Raw genomic sequence first — 10,317 nt, forward strand, 5'->3', positions numbered from 1 at the left:
CATGTCGAACCCGGACCTCACCGGCGCGGTGTGGCGGAAGTCCACCCGCAGCGACTCCAACGGCGGCGCGTGTGTCGAGGTGGCGGACCTCCGCGACGGGGTGGCCGTCCGAGACAGCAAGGACACGGCCGGCCCGGCGCTGGCCTTCGACGCCCAGGGCTGGCGCACGTTCATCGACTCGCTCAAAAGCAACTGACGCTACCTCTCCGTACTGGATGAGACAGTGACCTGTCCCGGCCCCCGTCCCGGAGGCCGGGACACGCTGATTTCCCCCGCATGATCGAGCTTCGGTGGTGGGCTGACGGAGAAGGCTCAACGGGAGTGCGGAGTTTCAGCAGCACCTGGGACGCAGGAACAGGCCGATTTTCGTCAAAGTCCTGCAAAATGTCACCGGTGATTGCACCTGGCCTGCGGTAGCGTGCACATGTGCTTATCAGGTTCGAGGCCGGCAACTACCGGTCGATCGCCGAGGGTGTCGAGTTGTCGATGGTGGCGGTGGACCGCGACCGCGAGGCAGCCCGGGACGCACCCCATCTCGGCGAGAGTCTGCTGACCCGAGCCGCGATCTACGGGCCGAACGCGTCCGGTAAGTCGAACGTCGTCGGTGCGCTCGCCTGGCTGCGTGACGCGGTCGAAGACTCGCTTCGCCTGTGGGAGGACGAGATTCCGCTGGAGCCTTTCGCCTTCAGCTCGGGGTTGGCCGATTCCAGCGAATTCGTCATAGAAACTACGGTTGACGGCGTGCGCTTCGAGTACATCGTCGAACTCGACGCCCGCCATATCATCTATGAAGGGCTTTTCCACTATCCCGAGAAGAAGCGTCGTCGGATCTTTGAGCGAGAAGGTTCCGAGCTTAAGCTTCAGCGTGGCCTGGGCGCACTGTCCGGCACTCGCGAGTTGCTGACGGAACGGACACTCGCCCTGTCCGGCGCGCGACGTTTCGATGAACCGCTCGTCACAAACTTCGCCAGGGATATCCTGCGCATTCAGGTACTCGGCCAACTGCCGCGCCGGGGCCGTTCAGCGTTCTACAACAGGTTTAGGCCGCGACACTCCGCCAAGGCTGACACGACCCGGTGGTTCGATGGTCCAGAGAATGACCAGCCATCGCTGTTCTCCTTCTTCGGCGAGGGAGATATTGTTCTCGGCGATGAGCGCAAAGAGTGGTCGACCCTGAGCAGACGTCAACAGGCATTGGCGTTGCTACGCCTTGCCGACCTGGGTATCGAAGATGTCGTCATCGACAGGCAGGAAGTTGTTTCCGGCACCGGCGAGACCATGACCCAACGTCGCCTACGTCTTCTGCACAGGTCCGGAAACGACTCCGCACCGCTCGATTTCTCTGCTGAATCGGAAGGAACGAGAACGTGGTTCGGCCTGATCGGGGCGGTGCTGACAGCACTACAGGCAGGGTCGATCGTCATCTTTGACGAGCTGGACGCGAGTCTGCACCCGACGTTGTCTGCGGAACTACTGCGGGTCTTTCAGAGCCCGGTCACCAACCCCCACGGCGCTCAGCTCATCTTCACCTCACATGACACCAGCCTGCTCAACCACCTGAACCGGGACGAGGTCTGGCTCACGGAAAAGCAGCTCGACGGCTCCACCCGGCTCGGCGCGCTCGCCGAGTTCGCCGGTGAGCGGGTGCGGAAATCGCAGAACCTCGAAAGTGCCTACCTGCACGGCCGGTTCGGAGCGCTCCCCCAGGTTGACCAGACAGAGTTCCTGCGGGCGCTCGGTCTGATCGGCTGAGGAATACTATGAGGCCACGCCGCCGGGAGACGAAAGCCCTCAAGCGCACTGTCGCTCGACGTCCAGAGTTGCGGACGGTCGTCGTATTCTGCGAGGGCAAGAACTCCGAGCCCGACTACATCAACGGGCTGAAGAAGCTGCCGGAAATCGCGGACAACACCGCCCTGAACCTCGAAATCCACCCCGAACAGGGCGTCCCGCTCACACTTGTGCAGATGGCGGCCGAACGTCTTGCCGACCCGGAGGTGGACGAATGCTGGTGCATCTTCGATGTGGAATGGCCGCAGAACCACCCCAACCTGCTTCGCGCCAAGCAGCTCGCTCAGGGCAAGGGTGTCAGGCTGGTGATCTCGAATCCGTGCTTTGAGCTGTGGCTCATTCTGCATCACCGTGGGCACACCCGGTTCATCAGCACCGCCGAAGCGGAAAGTTTGAGCCGCAGCCTCGACGGCCGCGCTGGAAAGAGTATCGACAGCAGCGTCTACCTGCCGCTGCGGAAGCAGGCAGCCCGCCGCGCCGAGCAACTAGAGAAGCGTCATGAGAACAATGACACCACTTCTCCCGACGACAACCCGTCCTCCGGCATGCACCACCTGCTAAGGGCGCTCGGCGCAATTTAGGCGAGAACTGCGAGTGCTGAGGCGAGAGGCAACGCCACCGGTCAGCTCGACGACGCACAGCGCTGCTGGCAACCCGTGCGCCCCCCATCGCGGGTGGCGTTTCGTCAACGCGCCATTGGGCCCTTACAGGGAGGCGCGGGCGGAGAAGGCGATGCTCGCCAGCAGGAAACCGCCATTGACGACGGTGAAGGCGACGAGCACCCAGAGGACCAACGCGGGAGCCACGGCCAGCACCAGCGCTGCCACGAAGACCACAGCGCCGTAGTCGCGGACCAGCTTCACCAGGCGCACCGGCAGGGAGGTCGAGGTGACCATGCTGGCGGCGTTCGGGCCGGCCTGCATCACCGACGTCACCAGGTTGACCATCCAGGTGCCCGCGAACGTCGCCACCAGCCAGGTCGGCGTCGACGGCTCCTGCGCCACGGCGGTGGCGGCCAGGGCTGCCACCAGGGCGATCTGCGCGGCCACGTCGCAGAGGATGTCGACCCGGGCCCCGGCCGCGCTGCCCTGGCCGGTCACCCGGGCGAGCTGCCCGTCGGCGCAGTCCAGGGAGTACGCGACCTGCCAGCCGATCAGGGCGAGCAGGCCGACCACCCAGGCCGGTACGTCCCCGTCTGCGACCGGGCCGGCGAGCGCCACCACGGTGACCGAGGTGGCCAGCCCGAGCACCAGGTTGGTGATGGTCAGCGCCGTGGGACGCAGGCCGAGACGGTGGGCGACGAGCGCGAAGACGGCACCCAGCCACTGGCTGATCGACTCGCTGAACAGGCCGCCGCCCCGGTTCACCCGGTGGAAGTCGGCGACGGTGGGACGGTGGTCAGCCAAGCTGGTCGCGGATTGCACCGGCGTAGTCTGCCAGCCGGTCCCGGGTCTCGGTAGGCGACAGCGCCAGGTGTTCGAGGATGGTGTACCGGTCCGGTCGGGTACGCGGCGCGAACTGCACCGCCTCCACGAACTGGTCGTCGCTGAGTGCCACCTCGGCGGGGAGCCGGGGCAGACCGTGCCGGGCCAGGCAGGCCGACATCTCCCCGAAGCGGCGCAGGTCCCCGCGCAGCCAGGTGCAGAACAGCGCGCCCAGCCCGGCCAACTCGCCGTGTGAGGCGGTGCCGGGGAAGAGCGCGTCGATGGCGTGCATGATCTCGTGGCAGCCGCCACTGCACGGGCGGCTGGTGCCCTCGATGGCCATCGCCAGGCCGCTGGAGATCAGCGCGTCGGCCAGCACGGTGACGAAGGCGTCGTCGGCCATGTCGCCCGGGTGGTTGAGCACCGCTTCGGCACCCGCCCGGGAGAGTGAGGCGGCGAGCCCGTCGAACGGTTCGACGCGTACCCGGCGGGCCAGCTCCCAGTCGGCGAGGGCGCTGATGTTGCTGATCACGTCGCCGATGCCGGCCCGGTTGTGCCGGTCCGGGCCGCTCTCCACGAAGTCCAGGTCGACGATCACCGCGATCGGGATGTGCACGCCGTAGGAGCCCTTGAGGCCGTCGGTGATGAGGCTGGCCACCGGGGAGGCGATCCCGTCGTTGGCGAGGCTCGTCGCCACCGACACCATCGGCAGCCCCCGGCGGGTCGCCGCGTACTTGGCCACGTCGATGGTCTTGCCGCCACCGATGCCGACGACCGCGTCGTACGAGCGGGCACGGAGTTTGCCGCCGAGATCGTCGGCGGCGTCCAGGGTCCCCCCGGAGACGGTGAACACGTCGGCCGTTCGCAGTGACGGCCGGATCAGTTCCGCGATCTGGGTGCCCTGACCCGGGCCGACCACCACCGCGACGTCACCGCCGGCCGAGATCCGCCCGTCGGAGAGGATCGCGGCCAGGTCGGCCACCGCCCCCCGTCGCACGTCGATGTGCAGCGGGGTGAGGACGCTCCGAGCTAGTAGCGGCACGCGATCTCCCGCGCGCGGGCCAGGTCGGCGTGATTGTCGACCTCGACCCACGGGACGTCACCGATCGGCGCCGCCCGCACCTCCCCGCCCCGGTCGGAGAACTCCTGGTAGCCGTCCTCGTAGTAGAGGTTCGGGTCCCGTCGCCAGGTCGCCTCCAACGCGTCGGCGAGCGCGTCGGCGACCTGCGGCTCGATGAGCGTCGCGCCGATGTACTCCCCGTACGCCTCGCCCGGGTCCATGATCTTGGTGATGCGGGTGAGCTGGCCGGCGGCGTCGAAGGTGGTCTTCATCTCCTCCTCGGCCAGCGCCTTCAGCGTGTCCACCGCGAGCAGGATGCCCGGCCCGCGCTCGGCCAGCAGGGTCTTCTCCACGCTGACCGGGTGCACGGTGTCCCCGTTCACAAGCAGCACGCCTCGCGCGAAGTACTCGCGGGCCAGCCAGAGCGAGTAGGCGTTGTTCCACTCCTCGGCCTTGTCGTTGTGCACCAGGGTGAGCGTCACCCCGTACTTCTTCTCCAGGTCCGCCTGCCGGGAGACGACCGCGTCCGCCGCGTAGCCGACCACGATCACGATGTCGGTGAGCCCGACCTCGGCGAGGTTGCCCAACGCGATGTCCAGGATCGTGGTCTCGCCGTCCACCGGCACCAAAGCCTTGGGCAGGGTGTCGGTGTACGGGCGCAGCCGTCGTCCCGCCCCGGCCGCGAGCACCATTCCGATCATCGCGACATCCTCCCTCGTCCTGCTCCCCGTCACCGCTGGAGGATAGCGCCGGCCGACCTCACCGCTGGGGCCAACCGGGTCAGCCGGGCAGCGCGGCCAGGTCGGCGAGCATGGTCAGTCGCTCGTCCACGCTGAGTACGGAGTACGGGCCGGCGGCCCGGCGGTCGGTCTCCAGCTCGATGGCGAGCCGTTCGGGGCCGGTCGGCAGGGCGGCGATGCTCGACGCGGTGTGCCCGGCGGCGGCCCAGGCGGCGGCGTGCGCGTCGGCCCGGTGGTGGCGCAGCGTGCCGAGCCGGTTGAGCAGCAGCACACCCGCCGGGGTGCCGTCCGGCTCGTGCGGCGGCGCCAACGCGGCGAAGGCCGAACCGCCCCGGTCGCCGTCGGTGTCGGTGTCGGCCAGCACCAGCGCGTACGACAGCAGTCGGCCGAGCACCGCGACCAGCCGGGAAACCCGCTCGTCGTGCCCGGCCCACAGCTCCTCGGTGACCTCGGCGTGCACCTGGTACAGCTCGGCGAGGAAGGCCGCGCCCCGCTCGGTGGCGGACAGTGCGCCGTCCGGGCCGCGGTGCAGCATCCCGTGCGCCACCTGCTTGTCCACCGTCCGGCGGGCGACGACCGGGTCCGCGTACCGGGTGATCGCCGCGAATCCCGGGGCGTCGACGGTGCCGCCCGGTGCCGCCAGCCGGGTGCGCAGGTCCACCAGGAAGCCGCTCGCGGCCGGCCCGCCGTACCGCTGGCTCAGTTCGGCGCCTCCACCGTCGCGGCCGGCCAGCATGCCGGCGCGGAAGACCCGGTCCACGGCCGGGGCGAGCAGCCCGGCGATGCGGTGCGGCGCCAGTTCGACGGTGTTCACCGACCGATCGACCGCAGGACAGCGAAGCCCTCCTCCGCGATCCGCCGGATCAGCCCGTCGTTGACGTCGCGGTGCTCGTCCAGCACGGACACCTCGTGCTCGGCCAGCCAGCGGTACTCGGTGTGCTTGCCGGCCTCCAACCTCGGCCGGTCGAGGTCACCGTCGACGCGGACCAGGAAGTCGTACTCGATCCGGGTCAGGCCGTCGTCGCCCGCGTAGGTGTATTCGCCCACCTGGCCCAGGACGTGGGAGAGGACCCAGCCGGTCTCCTCGGTGATCTCCCGGCGCAGCGCCTCGTCGATCTCCTCGCCCGGCTCCAGGTGGCCGCCGACGATGTCCCAGCAGTCGGGGAAGAGGCGTCGGTGCGGTGATCGGCGCTGGAAGAAGATGCGGCCGTCGTGGTCGACGATCAGCGCGCCGGCGCAGCGCAGGGGCTCGGTGGACACGGTCCGACAGTAGCGAGCGGCCGGTGGTACGGCGACGTTCGGCCTTGTCCCGGAAACATCCACGGACGACCATGTCCGTACCGGGGGCCACCGTCCCGAAGGAGTGATGGGTGATGCAGGTACGGGATGCCATGTCCAGCCAGGTTCTCGTCGTCGGCCCGGAGCACACACTGCGCCAGGCGGCCCGGATGATGTCGGCCCGCGGTGTCGGGTCGGCGGTCGTGATCGACCCGGATTCCGAGGGCGTCGGGATCATGACCGAACGCGACGTGTTGAAGGCCATCGGCGCGGGCCTGGACTGCGACGTGGAACGCACCGGCGCCCACCTGACCTGGGACGTGGTCTACGCGGGCCCGGAATGGACGGTGGCCGAGGCCGCCGCCGCGATGGCCCGGGGCGGGTTCCGGCACCTGGTGGTGCTGGACGGCCGCGAGGTGGCCGGGGTGATCTCGGTGCGGGACATCATGCGGGTCTGGGCAGAGGGTGAGGTGCCCGCCACGACCTGAAGCCGCGCAGGTGTGGCGGGCCGGATCGACGGGTAAGGATCCCGTGCGGGCACGGAGATGCCGTGGCCCGTGGGGGAGGTCTCCGATGCGTGACGCGGAGCGGCTGGTCGAGCAGCAGTACGCCATGCTCCTGCATCGGGACGTGGCCCGTCTACCGGATCTCTACGCCCCGGAGGCGTTCTACTCCATGCCGGGCGTGACAGTCCGTCCGATCGAGCTGCCCGCACTCCTGCGCACCTGGACGGGCGCCTTCGGGGACCTGCGGGTCGACCCCCTCGGCGCGGTCCGCACCAGCGGTGGCGCCGCCGTCGAGCTGCGTCTGACCGGCACCCACACCGGCACGCTGCATTCGCCGTACGGCACCGTCGCGCCTACCGGCCGGCTGGTGAGCTGGGAGGTGGCCGACGTGGTCCGGGCACGGCACGGCCGGATCACCGCCTGGCGTTCCTACTTCGACTGGAGTCAGCTCCTCGACGCGATCGGCGTGCAGTTTGAGGGACTGTCCCGGGTGGCGCACCACGACGCGCTCGCCCTTCCGGTCTGATCTGCCGCCGACCGGTGGAGTCGAGTCACCCGTCCCGGTGGCTCAGGATGCGGACATCGCCGTGCCGTCCGCGCGTCCCCCGCCGCCGCCCGTACGCTCAACATCCATGACCGCCGAGCAGTTGATCTCCTTTGCCCGTGGGGCTCCCTCGCTGGACATCGTCGATGTCGAGGGGCTCAAGGCCGCAGCCGTCCGCGCCTTCGACGCCGACCCCGCGGGGGTCACGGCGTACGGCACCTCCGTCGGTTACCTTCCGCTGCGGAAGTGGATCGCCGACAAGCACGGCGTCCAGGCCGACCAGGTGCTGGTCACCAACGGGTCGCTCCAGGCCGACGCGTTCCTCTTCGACCACCTGGTCCGCCCCGGCGACGCGGTGGTGGTGGAACGCCCGACGTACGACCGGACGCTGCTCAACCTCCAGCGGATGGGCAGTGAGCTGCATTCCATCTCGGTCCAGCCGGATGGCCTCGACACCGCCGAGCTGCGCAAGCTGCTGGAGTCCGGGGTCCGGCCCCGGCTCGCGCACGTCATTCCGAACTACCAGAACCCGGCCGGCATGACGCTGTCGCTGGAGAAGCGTCGGGAGCTGCTCGACCTCGCCGCCGAGTACGAGTTCACGATCTTCGAGGACGACCCGTACGCGGACGTCCGGTTCCGGGGCGAGGCGCTGCCGTCGATGCTCTCGCTGGACACCCGCAACGTGGTGGTGCACGCGTCGAGCTTCACCAAGACGGTCTGCCCCGGCGTCCGGGTCGGTTACCTCGTCGGCCCGTCGGATCTGATCGCCGCCATCGCCAAGAACGCGACGAGCCTCTACATCTCGCCGGGCATGGTGTCCCAGGCGATCGTGCACGAGTTCTGCGTCTCCGGTGACATCGACCGCTCGATCGAGACGGTACGAGCGGCGCTGGGCGAGCGGTCCCGGGTGCTCGCCGAGTCGTTGCGCCGGCACCTGCCGCAGGCGCGGTTCGTGGAGCCCGACGGCGGCTACTTCCTCTGGGTCGAGTTCCCGGAGGACGTGCTTGTCGACCGGCTCGCCCCGGCGGCGGCCGAGCGTGGGGTCGCTGTGGTCAAGGGCAGTGACTTCGTTCTCGACGGTGGGCGGCACGCGCTTCGGCTGGCCTTCTCGGCGGTGACCGCGGACAAGATCGACGAGGGTGTCCGTCGGCTCGCCGAGGCCGTGGAGGCGATCCGCAGCTGAGTTAACTGTCGGGTTTCCGACAGAAGGACGACGTCGGCCGCCTCGGGACTCCCGCCCGGGCAGTCGGCGGCCCACAATGCTGCGAGCGTCACCCATCAGCAGTCGCGGACGTCACCGCCCGGTTTCCGGGCCTGGCCGCGAGTTGGGTGACGCGGCAGCACAACCTCCCGCCCCCACAGGTGCCGGGTGGGCCGTGTCGTCCCCGCACACCCCCCGATGCGGCCCGGCCCGCCCGGCGCCGCCCCCGCGCGACGGCCATCACAGGTGTCCCGGAGCCCGGTCGGCGTAGCCTGCAAGCCGCAGCCGAGCGTGGGAGGTGACGCGATGACGGATCGGACAGAGCGGGACCGGACGGCACCGCCGTCCACCGGCCGGGTGTTGCGACCTCGGGCGTGGCCCTCCCCGGTCCGGGCGATGACCCGGATCCTCAACGCCGACGGTTCGCCTCCCGCGCCGACCCCCAGCGGCATCGGCCGCAGTGCGGTGGTCGACTGCGCGCTCTACGTCGACGGCAAGCGGCAACCCGGCGACTGGACGTACGCCGAGGCGCTGACCGCGGCCCGCCGGGAGGAGCACGGCTTCGTCTGGATCGGTCTGCACCAGCCCGAGTTGGCCGAGATGACCGCCATCGCGGAGACCTACGGGCTGCACGAGCTCGCCGTCGAGGACGCGGTGAAGGCCGAACAGCGCCCCAAGCTGGAGCGGTTCGGCGACGTCGTCTTCCTGGTGCTGCGTACCGCGCGGTACTGCGAGCACGCCGAGCTGACCGAGAACTCCGAGGTGGTGGAGACCGGGCAGGTGATGCTCTTCATCGGCCCGAACTTCGTGATCAGCGTCCGCCACGGGGACGCCTGCCGGCTCGCCCCGATCCGCGCCGACCTGGAGACCAAGCAGGAGTTGCTGCTGCACGGCCCGTGGGCGGTGGCGTACGGGGTGACCGACCGGGTGGTCGACCTCTACCTGGAGGTGGCCGAGCAGATCGAGGACGACCTGGACGTGCTGGAGGCCGAGGTCTTCGACCGGCAGGGCCACGGGCGGATCCAGCGGATCTACCAGATGAAGCGGGAGTTGGTGGAGTTCAAGCGGGCGGTGGTGCCGTTGCAACGGCCGCTGATGACGCTGACCTCGCAGGTCAACCGGGACGTGCCCAAGGAGATCCGCAAGTACTTCCGGGACGTGCAGGACCACCTGAGCCGGACCGTGGAGCAGGTGAACTCCTACGACGACCTGCTGAACTCGATCCTCCAGGCGCGGCTGGCCCAGGTCACCGTCGACCAGAACAACGACATGCGCAAGATCGCCGCCTGGGCGGCGATCGCCGCGGTCTGGACCTCCATCGCCGGCGTCGAGGGCATGAACTTCGACAACATGCCCGAGCTGAAGATGACGTACGGCTATCCGGTGGCCCTGGCCCTCATGCTCGGCGTCTCGCTGGCGCTCTACCGGTGGTTCCGCCGCAACGGCTGGCTCTGACCGCGCGGCGGTAGCACCCGGACCGATCCGCCGCCCAACCGGCGCTGTGATCCACTCGCCTTTCATGAAGGCGCGGCATCCCACGCACCTGGACACCGCGACTCCATGAAAGCCGAGTCGATCATGCGGGAGCCCCGCGCATGCGGGAGCCCCGCGCGCGCGGAAGCCCGAGGCGCGGAAGTCCGGCGCGCGCGGAAGCCCGAGGCGCGGAAGTCCGGCGCGCGCGGAAGTCCGGCGCGCGCGGAAGTCCGGCGCGCGCGGAAGTCCGGCGCGCGCGGAAGTCCGGCGCGCGCGGAAGTCCGGCGCGCGCGGAAGTCC

Annotated in this window: 12 protein-coding genes; 7 read left to right on the forward strand and 5 right to left on the reverse strand. The window is 69.5% G+C overall.

What is annotated here, in order from left to right:
* Position 1: 1 nt before the first annotated feature.
* The 3 genes from ACGFIW_RS29955 to ACGFIW_RS29965 all read left to right on the forward strand — a co-directional run bounded on the left by ACGFIW_RS29955 (position 2) and on the right by ACGFIW_RS29965 (position 2,372).
* Positions 2 to 196: a DUF397 domain-containing protein gene (locus tag ACGFIW_RS29955; protein ID WP_393322764.1), complete on the forward strand. Its 195-nt coding sequence runs from the start codon at positions 2 to 4 to the stop codon at positions 194 to 196.
* 230 nt (positions 197 to 426) lie between these two features.
* Complete coding sequence (locus tag ACGFIW_RS29960) at positions 427 to 1,752, forward strand: ATP/GTP-binding protein (protein WP_393322767.1); 1,326 nt, start codon at positions 427 to 429, stop codon at positions 1,750 to 1,752.
* A gap of 68 nt (positions 1,753 to 1,820) precedes the next feature.
* Positions 1,821 to 2,372, forward strand: coding sequence for an RloB family protein (locus ACGFIW_RS29965; RefSeq protein ID WP_393322770.1), 552 nt, complete (start codon positions 1,821 to 1,823; stop codon positions 2,370 to 2,372).
* A gap of 123 nt (positions 2,373 to 2,495) precedes the next feature.
* Here ACGFIW_RS29965 and ACGFIW_RS29970 read toward each other — a convergent pair whose 3' ends face one another.
* The 5 genes from ACGFIW_RS29970 to ACGFIW_RS29990 form a co-directional block, all read right to left on the reverse strand.
* The gene (locus tag ACGFIW_RS29970; RefSeq protein WP_393322773.1) at positions 2,496 to 3,215 is read right to left on the reverse strand and encodes a CDP-alcohol phosphatidyltransferase family protein; all 720 of its coding nucleotides are present in this window, start codon (positions 3,213 to 3,215) and stop codon (positions 2,496 to 2,498) included.
* Positions 3,190 to 4,257 (reverse strand): iron-containing alcohol dehydrogenase family protein, encoded by a 1,068-nt coding sequence (locus tag ACGFIW_RS29975; RefSeq protein WP_393241806.1) that lies wholly within the window; start codon positions 4,255 to 4,257, stop codon positions 3,190 to 3,192. Before ACGFIW_RS29975 ends, ACGFIW_RS29970 begins: the two co-directional genes overlap by 26 nt.
* Entirely contained in the window at positions 4,245 to 4,976 is a 732-nt protein-coding gene (locus tag ACGFIW_RS29980; protein ID WP_393322776.1) for a sugar phosphate nucleotidyltransferase, read from the reverse strand. Before ACGFIW_RS29980 ends, ACGFIW_RS29975 begins: the two co-directional genes overlap by 13 nt.
* Before the next feature lie 79 nt (positions 4,977 to 5,055).
* Complete coding sequence (locus ACGFIW_RS29985; protein ID WP_393322779.1) at positions 5,056 to 5,829, reverse strand: hypothetical protein; 774 nt, start codon at positions 5,827 to 5,829, stop codon at positions 5,056 to 5,058.
* Positions 5,826 to 6,275 carry an NUDIX hydrolase gene (locus ACGFIW_RS29990; protein ID WP_393322782.1) on the reverse strand — a complete coding sequence of 150 codons (450 nt, stop codon included), beginning with the start codon at positions 6,273 to 6,275 and terminating at the stop codon, positions 5,826 to 5,828. The genes ACGFIW_RS29985 and ACGFIW_RS29990 overlap by 4 nt, the downstream gene beginning before the upstream one ends.
* Positions 6,276 to 6,388: 113 nt before the next feature.
* Here ACGFIW_RS29990 and ACGFIW_RS29995 point away from each other — a divergent pair, with 113 nt between their 5' ends.
* From ACGFIW_RS29995 to corA, 4 genes are all read left to right on the forward strand, one after another.
* Positions 6,389 to 6,781: a cyclic nucleotide-binding/CBS domain-containing protein gene (locus ACGFIW_RS29995; protein WP_393322785.1), complete on the forward strand. Its 393-nt coding sequence runs from the start codon at positions 6,389 to 6,391 to the stop codon at positions 6,779 to 6,781.
* A gap of 85 nt (positions 6,782 to 6,866) precedes the next feature.
* Positions 6,867 to 7,325, forward strand: coding sequence for an ester cyclase (locus ACGFIW_RS30000; protein WP_393322788.1), 459 nt, complete (start codon positions 6,867 to 6,869; stop codon positions 7,323 to 7,325).
* 106 nt (positions 7,326 to 7,431) lie between these two features.
* Positions 7,432 to 8,526, forward strand: a complete 1,095-nt coding sequence (locus tag ACGFIW_RS30005; RefSeq protein ID WP_393322792.1) for a PLP-dependent aminotransferase family protein — start codon at positions 7,432 to 7,434, stop codon at positions 8,524 to 8,526.
* A gap of 324 nt (positions 8,527 to 8,850) precedes the next feature.
* A complete protein-coding gene (corA, locus tag ACGFIW_RS30010; RefSeq protein WP_393322795.1) occupies positions 8,851 to 9,999 on the forward strand; it encodes a magnesium/cobalt transporter CorA in 1,149 nt (382 codons plus the stop codon).
* The last annotated feature ends 318 nt before the right edge of the window (positions 10,000 to 10,317 follow it).

The sequence above is a fragment of the Micromonospora sp. NPDC048935 genome (genome assembly GCF_043197875.1).
Taxonomy (GTDB): domain Bacteria; phylum Actinomycetota; class Actinomycetes; order Mycobacteriales; family Micromonosporaceae; genus Micromonospora.